Genomic DNA, 19,460 nt, shown 5'->3' with positions numbered 1-19,460 from the left:
ATTCTATAATAGTAGGGTTTGTAATAAACGTAGCCAAAATAGGAAGTTAGTTTCTACTTAAGAAAACATTCTGGCTATCCGAACATTATATTAAAGGAAATTCTATATGAAAGGGCGTTCTCTATTTCGCGTAGCTGCGCTGGCCATGAGTCTCGGATTTGGCTTTATGGCCATGACATCTCCTGCCAAAGCAGAAACCAAATATCCTGAGCATGCGGCAAAAGTTGTTGTGGGCTTTAGTCCTGGCGGTACCACCGACGTACTGGCCCGTATCGTGGCTAAAGGCCTAAGTGATGAGTTGGGTGAATCTTTTGTTGTGGAAAACAAAGCCGGTGCTGGCAGCAATATTGCCACTGACCTGGTTGCCCGCGCCAAGCCCGACGGCTATACATTGCTAATGATGGCCATTACAACCACCATTAACCAAACACTGTATAACAATATCAAGTTTAATGTAGAAAAAGATTTTGCGCCTGTTGCCTTGGTCGCCAAGGTTCCCAACGTGCTGGTTGCCAACAAAAACATGCCCTATAATTCGGTGAAAGAGTTGGTCGATCATGCAAAGGCCAAGCCTGAAGACGTGATTTACGGTTCTTCCGGCTCAGGCACTTCAATGCACTTGTCTGGTGAGCTGTTCAAGCAGCAGGCAGGTATCGAGATGCTGCACATTCCCTATGGTGGTAGTGGTCCAGCCATGACTGCTCTTTTGGGCGGTCAGGTTCATGTCATGTTCGACAACATGCCTTCTTCCGCTCCGCATATCAAAGCCGGTTCACTGAAACCATTTGCCATTACGTCCGCAAGTCGTTCTCCGGCCTTCCCTGATGTGCCTACCCTTCAGGAATTGGGCTACCCCAATTTTACGGTTGACTCCTGGTTCGGTATTGTCGCACCAGCGGGAACACCCAAAGAAATCGTTGATAAACTGAACGCGACCATTGAAAAAATCCTGTCCAAGCCGGAAGTGGTTGAACAGCTGGATGGTTTGGGTGCGGTTACTGAAAAAAATACACCAGAACAATTTGGTGCGTTTATTTCAGCTGAAACCAAAAGCTGGGGTGACGTTATCCGCAAAGGCGGCATTAGCGTAGATTAATTCTGCCGTCAATGGCTTGTTTGCCTGAGATCATTCGTGTTTTTCAGGCAGGCAAGCTATCTGCAGCCTGTCTTTTCAAGATATGAAAAAAGCTAATAGAGTTTTATCTATTAGCTTTTTTTATTACTTCTCAATCCAGGGCACTTTCCCTCTTGCGGGGATAATACATGGGGGTTCAACAAAAGCAGTGAATGCTTTGGGTACTGGGTTAAATTACCAGCTGAAACCACCTGTGTTGTGATCTTTACGATCAGCCTGGTCAATTGCTTTTTCGGTGTCTTTAAACATTTCAACGAACATGCTGACAGCCGTGGCAATTGAAGAAATTACGGCTTTAAACATTTTTACCAGATTAACAGGGCGTTCTTCACTGATCGCCTGTGAAATAAGTTCGCGCTCAAGGTTGTCGCTAAGTGTGATATTGGAATTCATTGCGGTTTTCATGTGTTATCTCTCTTGAATTGAGTGTTAAGTAAGTGATATCCATTATAGGGTTTTCCCTAGTTTATTGCAAGGGGAATAGTCTGTTTATTGAATAATTAATTGAAAATCAAGGATTTTTTCAATAAAGCCACAATCGGTAGATGTCCAATATTGTGGAAAATAGCAATTGTTACCAAGTGTTATTGATTGTTATGATGAGGCCTGTCATGAATCGTAATACTGGAGACAAAAATGCGAGAATGTCTGGATTGTGGTGTTTTGATGGTGCCTGCTTTTGAGAAAAGAATACAGGCGTATATTGATAAGGCAAATGTAAATACCCGAAAATTAAACCTCTATCCCGTCAGCTTGATGGAAGAAAGCTGCCCGTCTGACAGTTCTTCTTTGCCATGGCAATGTCAGGATGCTTATCCGGATCTCTCGGTGTTGACCAACCTGTCACAAAGGCTGCAGCGCTTTGATGTGATTTTGCTCCCGGTTTCCCGGGATTCTCTGGTATGGACCAGAATGCTGCTGCAGCAAACACCACTCTCCCTGTTACGTCCGGTGATGGCGTTAACGAAAGAAATACATCCTGTGGCCATGTATGATCTGGTTTGTCTTGGGGTGGCAGATTTTGCTTTTGCACCCGATAACATCGACGAATTAAGAGTTCGCCTGCTCATGCTTTTGCGGCACGAACAGGAAAGGCAATTGTTTGACGGCTCAACAACGCCAGTGTTGCAGGACAAGGCCCGTGAAGCGTCCAAAGTCTCCCGGTCTGCTACACCTGTTTTGGAAACCGACGCCTGTTGCAGGGAGCTTGTCAGTCAGGCTCACTCCTACAAAGAGGCCAAGTCCAGGCTGGTTGCTCAATTTGAAAAGACTTATATTACGACTGCCCTGTTCAAATGCGGTGGCAATATTGCCATGGCTGCCAGGGTCTCCAACAAGCATCGAAGGGCATTTTGGGCATTAATGCAGAAGCACGGCATCAAGGCAGAGCAATTCAAAGATATGCTCTAGTTCGCCACTGCCGCCCTGTAAGTGCCTGAATCAGTTAAAATCTTGGATTCATCATTAAAAGGGATTGCTGTGGTTGCCGCTACATTACAAAACGATACTTTCCTTCGCGCCTTGCAGCGTCAGCCGGTTTCTTATACACCGGTCTGGCTCATGAGGCAGGCAGGCCGTTACCTGGCCGAATACAAACAAACCAGAAGTACCGCAGGTTCTTTTCTGGGGCTTGCCAAAAATCCGGATTTTGCGACAGAGGTCACCATTCAGCCCCTGGACCGCTTTCCGCTAGATGCGGCCATTCTGTTTTCAGATATCCTGATGATTCCTGATGCAATGGGGCTGGGGCTTGATTTCGTTAACGGTGAGGGGCCACGTTTTGCGCGTCCCTTGCGTACGGAAGACGAGATCAACAAGCTGGCCGTTCCGGACATGAACGAGTTGCGTTATGTGTTTGATGCGGTTTCCCAAATCAGAAGCACCCTTAATGGCCGCGCCCCACTTATCGGGTTTGCGGGCAGTCCCTGGACGGTTGGCTGTTATATGGTGGAGGGTCAAAGCTCTGCCGATTACCGTACCATCAAAACCATGCTGTATACGCAGCCGGAATTGTTGCACAAAATTCTGGATATTACCGCTCAAACCACCACCCAGTACCTGAACGAACAAATCAGGGCGGGAGCCCAGGCCGTGATGATTTTTGACAGCTGGGGCGGTGCCTTGGCCGATGGCCTGTACCAGCAGTTTTCCCTGGCTTACATGAAGCAGGTGTGCGATGGCTTGTTGCGCGAATACAATGGCCAGAAAATCCCGGTTATTGTCTTTACCAAAGGTGGTGGCTTGTGGCTTGAAGATATTGTAACCACTGGCTGCGATGCGATGGGCCTGGACTGGACGGTTAACCTTGGCAAGGCCCGTGCCCGGGTTAACGATGCGGTCGCCTTGCAAGGCAATCTTGACCCAATGAGCCTGTTTGGTTCCGAAGCATCGGTGCGTCAGGAAGTGCGTCGGGTGATTGATGATTTTGGTCCGGTTGGAAAGGGCGGTCATGTCTTCAATCTGGGGCATGGTATTTCCCAGTTTACCAATCCGGAAAGGGTGGCTGCCCTGGTGGATGAAGTACATACCTATAGCCGGAAAATGCACGGTTAATTGAAGTTGTGCACAGTTTTAATAAAGGGTAATATTTGCCCTTTATTAAAACAAAATATAGAAATTCAAATTAAGTTGTTGATATTGCTAAGAAAAATAAGATTTTTTCAGGCTTTTTCGAAGAATTTATATTGACTGTCATCTTTTCAACAAATTATCAATATACTTTTCCCCAAAGTTATCCACAGCCTGGGGGCGGGTAACCAGTACCAATCTCAGCGCCTCTCGTCGGTATTGAAACTATCCTATCATTTGTCAGGCAATTTTCAGGAAGCAGGGTTTGAAACATAATCAATGGATTCGTGTTGCTTTGGATGTTCCTTTGGCAGGCCCATTCGATTATCGTGTGCCTGAATCCCTTCAGGCCATCAAGGGGCAACGGGTGCTGGTACCTTTTGGCAGGCGGGAGCTGGTTGGTATAGTACTGGAAACCATAGAAAGTCCTTCTTACCCCGAAGACCAGGTCAAGGACATCTTGATGGTGTTTGATGATTTATCCCCATTGCCGCAGGATTGGCTTGATTTTGGCCTGTTTGCCGCCTCGTATTATCATCGTCCTGTTGGTGAGGTCCTCTTGCCAGCCATGCCTTCTGCACTTAGAAAGCCCGGTTCTTATACCGGCAAGTTGTCCAAGGGAGGGCCGGTTGCCCGGCTTGATCGCAGAAAGAAAACAGCCATCGCGCTTGCGCCACCTGAAGACAACACGCATGTGCTTAATGAAGAGCAACAGGAAGCCGTGGATGCGGTGCTGGCCATTAAAGGATTCAAAACCGTCCTGCTGCATGGCGTTACAGGTAGCGGTAAAACCGAAGTCTATCTGCATTTGGCGCTGGATGTCCTGACTAAAGGTAAACAGGTGTTGTTTCTGGTGCCCGAAATCAACCTCACCCCGCAGTTTGAGCAGGCTTTGCTGGCCCGCTTCCAGCAGGTGGTTGGCCTGGATGGCATTGCGGTATTGCATAGCGGGCTGGCAGAAGGCGAGCGCCTGAAAGCCTGGGTCGCCATACAGCGCGGACAGGCCAGGATTGTGCTGGGAACCCGGATGGCTATCTTTGCACCCTTGCAGCAGGCCGGCCTGATTATTGTGGATGAAGAGCATGATGCTTCTTACAAGCAACAAGAGGGTTTGCGATATTCGGCACGGGATCTGGCCATATGGCGTGCGCATCAGCTGGATATTCCCGTGGTACTGGGTTCAGCCACGCCGTCACTGGAAAGCTGGCAGCATGCCAATGTTGGCAGGTATCTTAAATTAACCCTGGCAAAGCGTGCCAAAACCACGTATATGCCCGCCATTAAACTGGTTGACACCAAACAGATCAAGCTTGAACAGGGGTTTGCACCGGTGGTCTTGCACGCCATCCGGGAGCGGCTGGAACGGGGTGAACAATCCCTGGTGTTCCTTAACCGGCGTGGTTATGCTCCTGTCATTCATTGCGCCTCATGCGGCTGGATGAGCCAATGTCCGCGCTGTTCGGTTTATACGGTGCTGCACCGCATGCCCGGGCATGGCAATGTCTTGCAATGTCATCATTGCGGTTATTACGGCAGGGTGCCGGTCAAATGCCCCGATTGTGGCAATCAGGATCTGGAGATGCTGGGCAGGGGCACCCAGCGGGTTGAAGAGTATCTGCAGGCGGCTTTCCCGCAAGCCTGTGTAGAGCGGATTGATGCCGACAGCACCCGTTTGAAGGGGAGTGCCCGCAAACTGTTTGACCGGGTGCACTCTGGGGAAATTGATATCCTGGTTGGCACGCAAATGGTGGCAAAGGGGCATGATTTTCGCAAGCTTGGCCTCGTGTGTGTGCTTAATGCCGATGCCATGCTGTTTTCTTCCGATTTCAGGGCCCCTGAAAAATTGTTCGCCCAGCTTGCCCAGGTTTCGGGCAGGGCGGGCAGGCATGTGGCGGGCGGTGAAGTACTGATTCAAACCGCCTATCCCGAACAGGCGGTTTATCAGGCCCTGATACGACATGATTATGATACTTTTGCCAATGCCAGCCTTGAAGAGCGTAAAATCACCCATCTGCCTCCTTTTTCTCACCAGGTGCTTATTAGCGCCCAGGCCAAAACCGTGAATCAGGCCATGCAGTTTTTACTTGAGACCAGGCAGTTGCTGGCATCGCAGCCACAATTGAGCGGTTTTCAGGCCGCCATCAATATGTATGATCCCGTACCCTTGCGGATTGTTAGGGTGGCGCATGTAGAAAGGGCGCAGTTGTTGGTGGAGTCGGCATCACGACCCGTATTGCAGGCATTTCTTGGGCATTGGCTGCCATTGGTGCAGGAAATTGGCAAGCGCCACCGTATTCGTTACTTTACCGAAGTGGATCCACTTGAAATATGAGTACAACAAATCTTGATGGCCTGAACGCCTCCCAGCGCGAGGCTGTTTTGTACCTGGACGGACCCTGTCTGGTCTTGGCGGGTGCGGGAAGTGGCAAAACAAGTGTGATTACCCAAAAAATCGCCTACCTGATCAATACCTGCGGCTATGATGCCAAAGGCGTTGTGGCGCTGACGTTTACCAACAAGGCTGCCAGGGAAATGGCCGAGAGGATTAAAACCCTGATTGACCGCAAACTCATGAAAGGGTTGATTATCAGCACCTTTCATTCGCTGGGTGTCCGGTTCTTGCGGGAAGAGGCTTCGCACGCGGGCCTGAAACCGCAGTTTTCCATTCTGGATGCCAATGACACCTACGGTATTGTGCAGGAAATGCTGTCTACGACCGACAAGGGGCGGATTCGCATGGTGCAGCAAAAAATATCGCTCTGGAAAAATGATCTGGTTACCCCGGATATGGCCGAAAGAGTTGCGCAAACCCCTGACGAGGTGGACGCCGCGTTGGTGTATCGCAGTTATGATGCCACCCTCAAGGCATACCAGTCGGTGGATTTTGATGATCTGGTGCGCTTGCCGGCCCAATTGATGATGCAGAATGCCGAGGTGCGCGAGCGTTGGCAAAAGCGCATCAAATACCTGCTGGTGGATGAGTACCAGGATACCAATGTTTGCCAATATGAGTGGGTGAAGCAATTAACCGGTTTCCGGAATATGTTTACCGCCGTGGGTGATGATGATCAGGCCATTTATGCCTGGCGTGGTGCGACCATCGAGAACCTGGCCAAGCTGACCAAAGACTATAAAAACCTGAAACTGATCAAGCTCGAACAAAACTATCGCTCGGTGGAAACGGTGCTGAACGCGGCTAACCAGGTTATTTCAAAAAACCCCAACCTGTTTGGTAAAAAACTCTGGTCCAATTTGGGCAGGGGAGAGCCGATCCAGGTTATTTCAATGGATAACGAAGAGGCGGAAGCCGAGTCGGTGGGTATGCGCATATCGGCCTCGCGCTTTGAGCGTAATGCCCGGTGGAAGGATTATGCCGTCCTTTACCGCGGCAATCACCAGGCGCGGATTATCGAGCAGACATTCAGGCAGTTGCGTATTCCCTATACCATTTCGGGTGGACAAAGTTTTTTTGACAAGGCCGAGGTGCGTGATGTGCTGTCTTATTTGCGCCTGATTGCCAATGAGGAAGATGATCCTGCCTTTATTCGGGCGGTTACCACGCCCAGGCGGGGGGTTGGGCAGGCTACCCTGACTGCATTGGGTGAGCATGCGGCAGAAAAGAAATGCTCGCTTTTTGAAGCGGTTTTCGATGAGGAACTGGATACTAAAATTGCCAGCCGGCAGCTTGAACCCTTGCGTGTCTTTGCCAAATTCATCCAGACCATCCAGTGGCGCGCCAGCAAAGGCAAGGCAGACCCGGTCCAGGCCGTGCAACCCGCATCGGCCGATGTGTTGCTGGATGATATTCTCAAATACATGAATTATGAACACTACCTGTATGAAACCCAGGAAGAACGCGCGGCGGAAAACCGTTGGTTGAATGTGCTGGAGCTGGTGGACTGGCTCAAGCGCAAGGCGCAGGAGGACGGTCTTGACCTGATGCAGCTGGTGCAGCATATTGCCCTTATTACCATGCTGGAACGCAGCGAGGAAGAAGAAGAGCCGGATGCCGTCAAGCTAACCACCATTCACGCTTCCAAGGGGCTGGAGTATCCTTATGTGCACATGGTGGGCGTGGAAGAGGGCCTGTTGCCCCATATGGGCAAGGATGATGAATATGGCGATGCCAATAAAGACGCTGAGGCGCTGGATGTGCGTATCCAGGAAGAACGCAGGTTAATGTATGTTGGCATTACGCGTGCACAGTTCCACTTGACTCTGACCTGGTGTAAAAAACGTCGCCGGGCGCGTGAAGACCTGATTCGTGAACCATCCCGGTTTATCAGTGAAATGGGGCTGGAAAGTGGCAGGCAACTGCTGCAGGATCCATACCAGGGTATGAGTCCCAAGGAAAGGCTGGTGAAATTAAAAGAAATGCTGCAGAAAAAAGCCGGAGCCGCACAGGGCTAAGCGGTATCCGCAGCCAGTTTCAACGCTAGTAACTATCCTGGTAAACCTTGGATGCTTACTTCGTAAGTGATGTGTTTTGGGCAGGCAATAAAAAGCCTTCGGTGTAGCCGAAGGCTTTTGTGCAGTGGAAAGCTGCCAGAGCAGACTGTTACTGTGCAGCGGGTGCTTCGGGTTCAGTTAAAGAACCGCCTGATTTGTTCACCATGTATACAACCGCACGTTTTACTTCGATATCATCCAGGGAAGTATCGCCACCTTTGGCAGGCATGGCGTTGAATCCTTCCAGTGAATGCTTGAAAAGCGTGTCTTCACCTTGAGCGATGCGTGGTGCCCAAGCCGCGCTGTCACCTATTTTGGGGGCACCGGCCACACCGGCGTCATGACAGGCCATGCACAGCTTGTTGTACAGGGCCTCACCGGTCAGCAGCTGTTTGGGACCAGTCTCTTCTGCTTCGGCTACGATGGTAACGTTGTACAAGGCTACTGGCGCGATGCGGGCGGCAATGGCTTCATGAGACATGGCATCTGAGCCGTAACCAATCCTGGGTGTTGTGTCTACCAGTCTTACCAGCAGGATGATCGCGATGACAGGCACCAGGAATGACAACCCCACGACAGCAATAAGCTGCTTGGGTGATTTGATGGGACTTGTGTGTTCTTCGTTCTGTACGGTTTGTTCGCTCATGGATAAAATCCTAAGGTTTTTTGTTTGCGCAAATACGGGTGGGTAATGAAAACCGGTCATTCAGTAGGGTTAATCACATTATACTTACTAAAGGTACACGGTAGATTATAGTGATGAATTATAGCGACACTCTCTGAGTTTTGTATGAATTCCAGCGTTATACCCCCTTAAAATGCCATTTTTGCGTAATTTTTATGTGCAAACGCCTGTTTTTTATAAGCCGTTTTATCTTTTAAACAGAAAACTTATTAAACAGTAGCGGCGATTAATATTAATGAGGTACAATCACCGGTTATGTCAGTCTCCGTAGTTCAATGGATAGAATAAGAGTTTCCGAAGCTCTTGATACAGGTTCGATTCCTGTCGGAGACGCCAGATGAATGCTAAATGAAGCTTATACTGCTTGGTGGCAGTACCGAAGAAAGCCCTTACTTTCCTATGAAAGCAGGGGCTTTTTTTATATCGTTGAATAAAATACAGCCGTAAAAAAATCCCTGTATTTTTAATGCCCAACAGTCAGATCGGTTGTAAATTCACATTGACATATATCAAGAATTACAGTAAAAAACCGATACAATTTAAGCGCGTTGAAAACGGTTCACGCCAATAGATTTACCTTGTCAAGAAAACTGAACCCGGTGATGGGAATAAGTTTCGTGCAGTATACATATCTGTTCTTAATATCAGCCACGTTCAGTGATGTAAACCACGAGGTCAGGGTATGCTTTATTCTGAACAGAACCCCCTGGTTTCATAAAACAGTTACGCCCTCTATATTTAAAGGATAGTTAGCATGTCTTTATTCACCAACGCTTTACGAAAAACCGCCGCGACAGCGCTTGTGGCAACCATGCTCGTGGGAACCACCGCATTGGCTTGCACCCGATTGGTCTATCATGGCGTTGATAATCAGGTTCTTACCGCCCGCTCAATGGACTGGAGCGTTGATGTGGAAACCAATCTGTGGGTTTTCCCCCGGGGCATGGAAAGAAATGGCCAGGCCGGTGAGAACTCCCTTCGCTGGACCTCAAAATATGGCAGCGTGATTTCATCGGGTTATGACATTTCAACCACAGACGGCATGAATGAAGCCGGCCTGGTTGCCAACTTGCTGTGGCTGGTTGAGTCCAGTTACCCTGAGTTTAAGGAAGGCTCCGCACCGGGTCTGAGCATTGCTGCCTGGGGACAATATATTCTGGATAACTTTGCAACGGTCCAGGAGGCGGTTGACGCACTGCGCAAGCAGCCTTATACAATCGTCTCACGTGACGTACCGGGACAAAACAGGTTGGCCACGCTGCATTTGGCCATATCCGACGCCAGTGGTGATAGTGCCATTGTGGAATATATTGATGGCAAGGCGGTGATTCATCACAGTCGTGAATACCAGGTTCTGACCAACTCACCAACGTTTGAGCGTCAGCTTGCATTGCATTCGTATTGGACCGATATTGGTGGTACCGTCATGCTGCCAGGTACCAACCGTGCCGCTGACCGCTTTACGCGCGCAGCTTTCTATGTTAATGCCATTCCTCGTGAAGAAGACGCGCGCAAGACCATTGCCAGCGTGTTCAGCGTTATTCGCAACGTGTCTGTGCCCTTTGGCATCAGTACTCCTGATCAGCCCAATATTTCCTCAACCCGCTGGCGTACCGTGGCTGACCAGAAGCGCATGCTGTATTTTTTTGAGAGCGCATTGACGCCCAACGTTTTCTGGGTTGAGCTTAACAACATTGATTTTTCTGAAAAAACAGGCAAAGTCAAAAAACTGGATCTGGGTCCAAATCAGGCTAATACTTTCTCAGGTGTAGTCAATGATAAATTCGAGGAATCCAAACCCTTCGAATTTTTGGGTCTTTGATACCTGGTCATATTCAAAAGGATGCAGGAATGCTTCAGTCCCATCTCTGGCGCTCATGGCCAACGCTTCGGGCGGGTATTTCTGCCCTGGCCTGTTGCCTGGTTTCATCAGTGGCCTTCGCACAGAATGCCGGTTGGCAAGGGCAAATTACCCCCTATGTCTGGGCAACCGGCGTGGAGGGCAATATCACGCCTTTTTCGGGAGCGCCTGCTATTTCATACGAGCGCTCTTTTTCAGACACATTGAAAGATCTGGATGCCGCATTCTTTATTAATGGTTTTGCCAGAAAAGAACGTTTCGTGGTTACCGGAGACTTGCTATATGCCAGCCTTTCCAGAAAAGGACAGGTTTTTCCAGGTATTTCGGCCAATGGCAAGCTGCGCATGGCTGCCCTTACCCTCAACGGAGGGTATCGGGCTATTGATGATTCAGTGGTGACCCTGGATGTCATGGCGGGTGCGAGGGTCTGGCGTACCCGGGCTTCAGTCAGCGTTCCGGTCATTGGTGAGCAGAAATCCAGTATCCAGACTTTTGTTGATCCGGTGGTTGCATTACGCGCCAATTTCAGTTTGAGTCCTGACTGGTCCATTCTGGCGTATGGTGATATTGGTGGTTTGGGTGCCGGATCAGAGCTAACCAGGCAATTTGCCTTAAGTGCCAATTATCAAGTGAATGATAATATTTATGTATCAACCGGATATCGTTATCTTGACCTGGATTACAAGCGGAACGGGATGCGACTTGATACAAACTTGACGGGACCGTTTCTTGGGCTGACCTGGAAATTCTAAGGCAGATCTACGCGCAAGCCAGCTTTTGCTGGCCTTTTCATTACTTTTAAGTGGGATAACAATAGTTATGGCATGTACACGAGTGGTTTATTTGGGTGAAGAGCAACAGATTGTTACCGCTCGCTCAATGGACTGGAAAATGGATGTGGGCACCAATCTGTGGGCATTGCCCCGTGGGGTGAAACGCCAAGGGCAGGCAGGCGCAAACTCTCTTGCCTGGGAGTCCAGGTATGGCAGTCTGGTTGCCACGGGTTATGATATTGCCACCACTGACGGGCTTAATGAAAAAGGCCTGGCTGTTAACCTGTTGTGGCTGGTCGAATCAGAATACCCGACACTTACTCCAGAAAGCAAACCAGGTTTGAACATTTCCCTGTGGGCGCAATACATGCTGGATAGTTTCGCCACGGTCGCTGAAGCAGTCAAGGCACTGGAAAAAGAACCCTTTACCCTGGTGTCCGATCAGGTTCCGGGGCAGGGCCGTCTGGCAACTTTGCATCTTTCATTGTCGGATGCCTCTGGAGACAGCGCCATTATTGAATATATTGGTGGCAAGCAGGTGATTCACCATGACCGGAAATACCAGGTCATGACCAACTCGCCCGTATTTAATGATCAGCTGGCGCTTGACGCTTACTGGAAACAAATTGGCGGCACCGTGATGTTACCGGGTACTAACCGGGCTGCGGACCGTTTTGTGCGTGCTTCGTTTTATGTGGATGCCATCCCGCAAAAAGCACCTATTGCCGAATCCTTGGCCAGTATGTTTGGGGTCATCCGGAATGTTTCGGTTCCTTATGGTATTGCTTCTGAAACAGAGCCGAATATATCGTCAACACGCTGGCGAACCGTGGTTGATCACAAACATTTGAATTATTTCTTTGAATCAGCTTTCAGTCCCAACACATTCTGGGTAGACCTGAAAAAAATCGATTTTGGCCTGGATCCATCCAAAGCCCTGAAGCTGGATTTGGGGCCCATGGCAAGCAAGACGTATGCGGGTGAGGTTTCTTCATCTTTTGTGGAAACCGAGCCATTTGCCTTTTTATCGGCGGGATCCTGATGTTGATGATGGGCTGAAAGGCCCTCTACGCTAACCACTGTGAGCCCCAAAAAGCTGGACACGCTGCCTGCTTTTTGGGGTTTTTTAATGCTGATACTGACACAGTATCTAATATTTTTTTAAGCGTTTCCTCTTATAAGTCGTGTGCTATTTAATTTTATTGAATCGATAAGTCATTGGTTTAACAAATTAAATTTGTTATTGACAATTTTATGACAAAGTAGAATAATGCCACCCTGTACGTACAACTTGTGCGTACAGGTATTGGGATTCAGCAAGCCATGGGTGGCCAGTCATGAGCGATTGGGTTTCATATATATTCACCAAGTAAATTCATATTCTTAAACCAAGTGAGGCTGGGTCGGTAAATGACACAAGAGCGTTCCATATTTCCTATGTTCAAGACAATGCTTAAGATCCCCGGAGGATTGATGCTTGTCCCCCTGATTTTGGGTTCCATTCTTGGCACCTTTGCACCCGAGGCGTTGGGTATTGGCAGTTTTACAACGGCCTTGTTTAAAAACAGTGCATTGCCATTTATTGCCTTGCTGATTTTTGCCACGGGCACCCAGGTTAATATGCGTACCGGTGGCCCAATTCTGGCCACGGCAGGCACGATTCTTTTTTGTAAAACCATTATTCCGGCAAGCCTGATTGTATTGCTGGGTTCTTTTGTAGGTCTTGATGGTATTTTGGGGGTGTCCATTCTTGCCATGCTGGCAGCCTTTGACAACAGCAATGGTGGCCTGTGGCTGGCCTATACCGGGCAGTATGGTGACAATCGTGATCGCGGTGCATATGTGGCCAGTGCCGTTAACGATGGCCCCTTCTTCAGCTTGTTGTTCCTGGGCGCATCCGGTCTGGCTGATATTCCCGTGATTGCGCTGGTGGCTGCCCTGGTACCGTTCATTCTGGGGGTGATTGTGGGTAACCTGGATGTGCAGTGGCGTAAAACGCTGGAGCCGGTGCCAAATATCGTGATTCCATTCTTCGCCTTTTCCCTGGGCACCGGTATTAACCTGAGTGCGATTGTCAGCGGTGGCATGACCGGTATTGTTCTGGGTTTCCTGATCAGTCCCATCACCGGATTCCTGGTTTATTTGGGCTACAAGTATATTTTAAGAAGGGGTGGAAAAAGCGGGATTGGATTTGCTGCGGGTACCACCGCAGGCAATGCGATTGCAACACCGGCCATTGTGGCAGCTGCCGATCCGCGTTTCCTGGTTTATGTTGAAACAGCGACCGCACAGGTTGCCGCATGTGTGTTGATCAGTTCTATTATGGCTCCCGTGCTGGCTTCCTGGTTCCTGAAAAGATCCGGTGAATTGAAATCGGTAGAGGATGCTGCCGTCATTGCTGGTGATAGCCTGGCAACAGACGGTGTCGTTAAATTATGAAACCTGAAATAGCGATCATCGCCGATGACCTGACCGGGGCGGGTGATTCAGCCGTGCAGTTTGTGCGTTGCGGCTGGGAAACCCAGTTGTATGTCGGGGGTTCCAAAGAAGCCTTTTCCCAGCCTGGGATTCATGCTGATGTCGTGTCAATCAACAGTAACAGCCGGGGCTTGACGCCAGAGGCAGCCGCCCGTGCGGTTGCCAGCGAAATAAGGACGCTCAAGGCATACGGGGTGCGTCACTTATTCAAAAAAGTCGATTCCACCTTGCGTGGCCCGTTTTTGGCAGAGATTGAAGCCGCCAGGCAGTATTGGCATGACAATGCGATGGCGGTGGTTTGTCCCGCTTTTCCGGCAACCGGCAGAACGGTTGAAGCGGGCGTGTTGCTGGTCAATGGGGTTCCTGTAACAGAAACATCGGCGGGCAGCGATCCGGTTACGCCCGTCACGCAAAGTCATATTCCCAGCTTGCTTGGCTGCTCCCTGATCAGTCCGCAGGAAAGCGATACGGCTGAAACACTGGCTGAAAAAATCCGTCAAGGTGGTCATACGGTGGTGGTGGACGCTGTGACCAACCAGGATCTGAAACGTCTGGCCAGGGCCATTGTGCTGTTGGGTGAACAGGCGTTGCCGGTAGGAGCCGGTGGACTGGCCATGGCCATGGCGGCTGCCTGGGCCTATCGTATGGATCAGGAAGGGATTGTGCTGGCCGTCGTGACCTCCCAGCATAGCGCTACCCGCAGGCAAGTGCGGGTATTGCAGGAAAGGGGGGGCCTGGTCATGTTGCCCTCGCTTGAGGTCTTGAATAATCAGGCGCTCTTTAATGACTGGAAAAGCCAGGCGCTGGAAAACTGCCGACAGGTTATGCGGACCGGCCGGCATATCGTGGCACTTCTGGCGCCCGAGGGCCAGTATCCCGGTTTGTCTCCGGAAATGGTGGCATGGCGGCTTGCGCAGTTTGCGCAGGAGATTGTCAACACGTTTAATGTCAAGGGAATCATCGGGACCGGTGGTGATGGCGCGGAACAAGTCATGAAAGCCTTGCAGGCAACGGGTATTCGCCTGATTGATGAGGTTTCTGGCGGTGTGCCGTTGGGCACCCTGATTGGTGGCGATTATGCCGGTATGCCCATTGTAACGAAAGCCGGTGGTTTTGGCACCGAAGACATATTGATTCAGGCGGCAGAAAACCTGATGGAAAGGAAATTTAAATGAGTGAAAAAAGATTGCCTGTGTTGGCCGTAACCGTTGGTGATGTGGCCGGTATTGGCCCTGAAATTACGGCAAAGATGTTGCTGAATCACCCCGAACTCAGGCAGAAAGCAAAATTTGTGGTGATTGGTGATGTGGCTGCCTTGTGTAAGGCGGTGGCAGGTTTGAATGAGGATACCGGCAAGGTGCGGGAAATCCAGACACCGGCACAGGCCAGTAATGAAGCGGGAACCATAGAGGTGATTCAGGTGGGGCCGTCACTGGAAGAGGTTGAGTTGGGTAAGCTGGATGCCCGGGCCGGAGCCGGTTCGGCCCTGTTTGTGATGAAAGCCTGCGATTTGGCCCGCAAGGGTGAAGTCGATGGTATTGTGACTGCGCCTCTTAACAAGGCAGCCATGCACCTGGGTGGATACAAGTGGCCTGGTCATACCGAGTTGCTGGCCCATGAGTTTGGGGTAAAAAACTATTCACTGGTGCTGTCTGCCGGTGATCTGTATGTGTTTCATGCAACCACTCACGTTTCCCTGCGTCAGGCCATTGAAGACACCAATCCCAAGCGCATGGATGACATCCTTGAGCTGGTTCATGCCTTTGCCAAGGCCCTGAACCGTCAGGATGAGCCAATTGCCGTGGCCGGTTTGAATCCTCATGCCGGAGAAAACAATATTTTTGGTACCGAGGATAGCGCCATTCTGACACCTGCCATTGAAAAGGCAAGGGCGGCAGGCATTAACGCAGTGGGTCCGATACCTGCCGATGCACTTTGGCCCCAGGCCGTGCGTGGCAAGTGGAAATTTCTGGTTGCCTGTTATCATGACCAGGGTCATGCTCCATTCAAGGCGGTTTATGGGGATGATGGCGTGAATATTACGGTGGGTTTGCCGGTGGTGCGTGTTTCGGTTGATCACGGCACGGCATTTGATATTGCCGGTAAAAATCTGGCACGCGAAGACAGCCTGATACTGGCTGCAGAACGTGCCGCCAGCCTGTCCCTGGGCTGGTCAACCGTTTGGGAGGCCGCCTCCCGCACCGAGGCTTAAATCAATTACCGGAGGAATCGTGCTGTATCTGGAAAAAATTTCAGAAGAAAACAAAGGCAAAAATGCGTTATACAAGCAGGTGGCACAAAGCCTGAAACAGGCCATTGCCAATAACCAGTTGCCGCCAGGCAGCGCGATCCCCAGCGAGAATGCATTGAGCGCACATTTTAATGTTGCCCGCAGTGTCGTGCGCCAGGCTTTGGCAATTCTTGTTGAGGACGGTTTTATCCTTAAACAGGCGGGTCGCACTTCGGTGGTTGCACCCCGCGTCAAACACCGGCGCAATTTGCAAAACTCCCTCAGCCTTCATTCCCAACTTGAAGACAAGGGAGTGATGCTGAGAACCGAAGTGTTGCATTTGGGAAAAGGCGTGTTTCCCGATGCGGTGGCCGGGTTTTATGGGGCCCTGGAAGGGGTCTTGCTTGAGCGGCTTCGTTATATCAATGAAGAGCCCATTTCCTATGTGCAAACATGGCTGCCCATTGAATTTAACACTTTGACGGTGGCGGATCTTACCAATAATTCGTTGCATCAACAGCTGTATAAACAGTTCAAGCGTAAACCTGAACAGGGCAGAAACCAGATTCAGATTGTAGCTGCAGATAAAAAACTGGCGGCCTACCTGCAGGTTAAAAACAAAAGCCCCTTATTGCAATTGCAGGCCAGTTACTACGACCAGCACGGTTTGCCAATGGAGTGGTTTACAGCCTGGCACCGTGAAGACAAAGTTGTGTTTGATATTGCCGTTGATGCTTCTTTGGAAAACAAGATTCAGGTGAAAAATTTTCAGCGCGTGCTAAAGTAATCACTTTTCAATCATTAAAGTTATTTCGCCTGCCATGACCCAGTTAGTGCCTGTTCTTTCATTTGCCCATCAGCTCTTAAGACAGGCGGTGCAGCCTGGCGATGTCGCGGTTGATGCCACCATGGGTAACGGACATGATACGATGGTGCTGGCCCAATGTGTGGGGGCCGGTGGCAAGGTCTATGCGTTTGATGTGCAGGAGCAGGCTTTGCAAAAAACACGGCGCCGCTTGCAGACGGCGGGTCTTGATGAGCAGGTAGTATTGATTGGCGAAGGCCATCAGCACATGAATAGGCATGTGTGGAAGCGATTGTCTGCAGTGGTGTTTAATCTGGGTTATTTGCCGGGTGGCAATAAAGCACTTACCACCCAACGGGATACTACCTTGGCAGCCGTTACCCAGGGCTTGGGTTTGTTAAAGCCGTACGGTTTATTATTACTGGTTATTTATCCCGGTCATGAGGCGGGCAGGATAGAGCAGGAAGCCATCGAGGTTTTTGTTAATGGACTGGATCAGCAACATTTTCAGGTGTTACGCTATCAGTTCACCAATCAGAAGAATAACCCACCTTATTTGCTGGCAATAGAAAAAGTGTCTACCAGTTAAAGGTGGGTCAGGATTTTTTAATATCTTGCGCTTTTCACTATTTACCCATTAGCGCGAAGGGGCAATATTACGTTTGTCCTGTGCCAATACAAGGTCCCATATCTGTTGCCCAATAGAGTTATGTTTTTCTTCGTACAAATGCGCTACTAATCCTCCGGCACGTCCTACCAGCATCAGACCTCGGGCAATCATTGGATCAAGACCCATATCACAGATAATTGCACCAACGGCACCAACGGCATTAATAGGGAGTTTTTTATTGCGATCAAGAAAAAACACTTCCTGAACTGTTTGCATTAATTGCCAATGTTTGCCGTAGTAACCGAGTTCTTTGGAGAGCTGCTCAAGGACTGGAACACGGGGATCACCATTAATATGAATAGGGTGGCCGATTCCATAAATAGCTTGATTTTTATCACGGCTGGTTTGAATAAGTTGACGGGCACATTGCATTAGCGTGTCCCGATCAGGAGCGTCAGGCAGGTCTTTAGCCGCAGAAGCAAGCATTTGCGCACAATTTTGTGTCGTACCCAGAAAAACACTGCCGGCTCCCAATAAACCGGCAGCAATAGCCGCCTGAGGTGCTTCCGGAGCCCCCAGGTAGGTAAGACGGGCGGACATGGCACTGGGTGTCAAGCCATGGTCGCAGGCTGTGACCAAAATATGATTGACCATTTTTTTTTCGTTGTCATTAGGGATTTTACCAAAAATGGTAAACAGCATCATTTCAACAAAATCAAGTTTACCGAGTAAATCATCAGTTAAATTTTTACCCCTGACTGTAATGGCCTCGGGTGTTGTGTAACCTATTTCTGTTTTAAGTGGTTTATCCTGCATTCAGTGTTTCTCCATTGATGTATTAGGAATATATTGTGGTTCAGGCTTGTACGCAGGGTGGTAAAAACATGGCTGTTTTGTTTATCATCTCATCACAAGCCTGGTGAAACTCTTGTTCCAGGCGGTCAACCACATCCGATACGGGTTCTATGTGATGAATGGAGCCCAGTCCTTGACCTGCCGCCCAGATGGATTTCCAGCGTCGGGTATCAATTTGCTGGCTGCTGTCATAGTTGCGGCTTGGTGCCGTATCAAGCGTAGTCAGATCCAGGCCATTTTGTTCCAAAGAAGGCTTAAGCCAGCTGGCTGGGGTACCCGTTATCCGATCAGATACCACAAGATCATCAATCGTACTGCGGACAATCATTTCTTTATAGGCATCTGAGGCCATGCTTTCCACGGTGGGTATGAATCGGGTACCCATGTATACAAAGTCAGCGCCAGCAGCCAAGCTGCCTGCAACTCCTTGGCCATTTGTAATACCACCACCAATAATAATGTAACCGTTAAAGAACTGTTTGATGGCACTGACAAAGGCAAATGGAGACAGAAAACCGGTATGACCTCCGGCACCAGAAGAAATGCAGGCGAGACCATCTGCACCAGCGTCAGCTGCTTTCATGGCCAGTTTCAGATTAATGACATCCGCAATGACGATGCCGCCATAAGAGTGGACGATTTCAATGACTGGTTTTGGACTACCTAAGGCAGTTACAACAATAGGAGGTTGATATTTTTCAAGTAAAGCCAAATCGCCAGGTAATCTTGTATTGGATGAGTGAGTGATGACATTTGCACACCAGGGGCCAACCGGAAGATCGGGGTGTTCATGTTTGAATTCTCTCAGTGCGTTGGATATTTGTGCCATCCAGCTATCAAGCTGTTCAAGGGGCCGGGCATTGGTAGTGGGAAAACAACCAACAATGCCACTTTTACAGGCAGCAACAACCAGATCAACTCCTGAAACCAGGAACATCGGAGCTGCAAATACGGGCAGGCGTAAAGATTCAAATGGCGTAAACGTTTTCATAGTAAAAATTAATCCTGTGT

17 protein-coding genes and 1 tRNA gene are annotated in these 19,460 nt (G+C 49.6%); 14 read left to right on the top strand and 4 right to left on the bottom strand.

What is annotated here, in order from left to right:
• The first annotated feature begins 106 nt into the window (after nucleotides 1–106).
• A complete protein-coding gene (locus IE074_RS06030; protein WP_189384536.1) occupies nucleotides 107–1,096 on the top strand; it encodes a Bug family tripartite tricarboxylate transporter substrate binding protein in 990 nt (329 codons plus the stop codon).
• Between the two features lie 213 nt (nucleotides 1,097–1,309).
• Here the strand turns inward: IE074_RS06030 and IE074_RS06025 are convergent, their stop codons facing one another.
• Nucleotides 1,310–1,528, bottom strand: a complete 219-nt coding sequence (locus IE074_RS06025; RefSeq protein WP_189384535.1) for a hypothetical protein — start codon at nucleotides 1,526–1,528, stop codon at nucleotides 1,310–1,312.
• A gap of 243 nt (nucleotides 1,529–1,771) precedes the next feature.
• On the opposite strand from IE074_RS06025, the gene IE074_RS06020 reads away from it, so the two are divergent.
• From IE074_RS06020 to IE074_RS06005, 4 genes are all read left to right on the top strand, one after another.
• Nucleotides 1,772–2,545: a helix-turn-helix domain-containing protein gene (locus IE074_RS06020; protein ID WP_189384534.1), complete on the top strand. Its 774-nt coding sequence runs from the start codon at nucleotides 1,772–1,774 to the stop codon at nucleotides 2,543–2,545.
• A gap of 69 nt (nucleotides 2,546–2,614) precedes the next feature.
• Nucleotides 2,615–3,688 carry a uroporphyrinogen decarboxylase gene (gene hemE, locus IE074_RS06015; RefSeq protein ID WP_189384596.1) on the top strand — a complete coding sequence of 358 codons (1,074 nt, stop codon included), beginning with the start codon at nucleotides 2,615–2,617 and terminating at the stop codon, nucleotides 3,686–3,688.
• Nucleotides 3,689–3,968: 280 nt separating this feature from the next.
• A complete protein-coding gene (locus tag IE074_RS06010) occupies nucleotides 3,969–6,035 on the top strand; it encodes a primosomal protein N' (RefSeq protein WP_229793907.1) in 2,067 nt (688 codons plus the stop codon).
• Nucleotides 6,032–8,113 (top strand): UvrD-helicase domain-containing protein, encoded by a 2,082-nt coding sequence (locus IE074_RS06005; protein ID WP_189384533.1) that lies wholly within the window; start codon nucleotides 6,032–6,034, stop codon nucleotides 8,111–8,113. The genes IE074_RS06010 and IE074_RS06005 overlap by 4 nt, the downstream gene beginning before the upstream one ends.
• 148 nt (nucleotides 8,114–8,261) lie before the next feature.
• On the opposite strand, the gene IE074_RS06000 is transcribed toward IE074_RS06005, so the two are convergent.
• Nucleotides 8,262–8,798 carry a c-type cytochrome gene (locus IE074_RS06000; RefSeq protein ID WP_189384532.1) on the bottom strand — a complete coding sequence of 179 codons (537 nt, stop codon included), beginning with the start codon at nucleotides 8,796–8,798 and terminating at the stop codon, nucleotides 8,262–8,264.
• 300 nt (nucleotides 8,799–9,098) lie between these two features.
• Between IE074_RS06000 and IE074_RS05995 the strand changes: the two genes are divergently transcribed.
• The 9 genes from IE074_RS05995 to mnmM all read left to right on the top strand — a co-directional run bounded on the left by IE074_RS05995 (nucleotide 9,099) and on the right by mnmM (nucleotide 17,573).
• Nucleotides 9,099–9,173 (top strand) — tRNA-Arg (locus IE074_RS05995).
• A 418-nt stretch (nucleotides 9,174–9,591) separates the two neighbouring features.
• Entirely contained in the window at nucleotides 9,592–10,659 is a 1,068-nt protein-coding gene (locus tag IE074_RS05990) for a linear amide C-N hydrolase (RefSeq protein ID WP_189384531.1), read from the top strand.
• A gap of 29 nt (nucleotides 10,660–10,688) precedes the next feature.
• Nucleotides 10,689–11,450 (top strand): hypothetical protein, encoded by a 762-nt coding sequence (locus tag IE074_RS05985; protein ID WP_189384530.1) that lies wholly within the window; start codon nucleotides 10,689–10,691, stop codon nucleotides 11,448–11,450.
• A 67-nt stretch (nucleotides 11,451–11,517) separates the two neighbouring features.
• A complete protein-coding gene (locus IE074_RS05980; RefSeq protein WP_189384529.1) occupies nucleotides 11,518–12,513 on the top strand; it encodes a linear amide C-N hydrolase in 996 nt (331 codons plus the stop codon).
• Between the two features lie 368 nt (nucleotides 12,514–12,881).
• Nucleotides 12,882–13,910 (top strand): 2-keto-3-deoxygluconate permease, encoded by a 1,029-nt coding sequence (locus IE074_RS05975; RefSeq protein ID WP_189384528.1) that lies wholly within the window; start codon nucleotides 12,882–12,884, stop codon nucleotides 13,908–13,910.
• A complete protein-coding gene (locus IE074_RS05970) occupies nucleotides 13,907–15,124 on the top strand; it encodes a four-carbon acid sugar kinase family protein (RefSeq protein ID WP_189384527.1) in 1,218 nt (405 codons plus the stop codon). The genes IE074_RS05975 and IE074_RS05970 overlap by 4 nt, the downstream gene beginning before the upstream one ends.
• Nucleotides 15,121–16,161: a 4-hydroxythreonine-4-phosphate dehydrogenase PdxA gene (gene pdxA / locus IE074_RS05965; protein WP_189384526.1), complete on the top strand. Its 1,041-nt coding sequence runs from the start codon at nucleotides 15,121–15,123 to the stop codon at nucleotides 16,159–16,161. Before IE074_RS05970 ends, pdxA begins: the two co-directional genes overlap by 4 nt.
• A 19-nt stretch (nucleotides 16,162–16,180) precedes the next feature.
• Entirely contained in the window at nucleotides 16,181–16,966 is a 786-nt protein-coding gene (locus tag IE074_RS05960) for a GntR family transcriptional regulator (protein ID WP_189384525.1), read from the top strand.
• Nucleotides 16,967–17,000: 34 nt separating this feature from the next.
• On the top strand, nucleotides 17,001–17,573 hold the full coding sequence (mnmM, locus tag IE074_RS05955) for a tRNA 5-(aminomethyl)-2-thiouridylate-methyltransferase MnmM (RefSeq protein ID WP_189384524.1): 573 nt from the start codon (nucleotides 17,001–17,003) through the stop codon (nucleotides 17,571–17,573).
• 48 nt (nucleotides 17,574–17,621) lie between these two features.
• On the opposite strand, the gene IE074_RS05950 is transcribed toward mnmM, so the two are convergent.
• Both IE074_RS05950 and IE074_RS05945 read right to left on the bottom strand, forming a co-directional pair.
• A complete protein-coding gene (locus IE074_RS05950; protein WP_189384523.1) occupies nucleotides 17,622–18,410 on the bottom strand; it encodes a citryl-CoA lyase in 789 nt (262 codons plus the stop codon).
• Nucleotides 18,411–18,450: 40 nt separating this feature from the next.
• Nucleotides 18,451–19,440, bottom strand: coding sequence for an NAD(P)H-dependent flavin oxidoreductase (locus IE074_RS05945; RefSeq protein ID WP_189384522.1), 990 nt, complete (start codon nucleotides 19,438–19,440; stop codon nucleotides 18,451–18,453).
• Nucleotides 19,441–19,460: the final 20 nt, after the last annotated feature.

The organism is Advenella faeciporci (assembly GCF_014652395.1).
GTDB lineage: Bacteria > Pseudomonadota > Gammaproteobacteria > Burkholderiales > Burkholderiaceae_B > Advenella > Advenella faeciporci.
The sequence above is the reverse complement of the archived record's forward strand: the minus strand, read 5'-3'. Positions and strand labels throughout refer to the sequence as shown.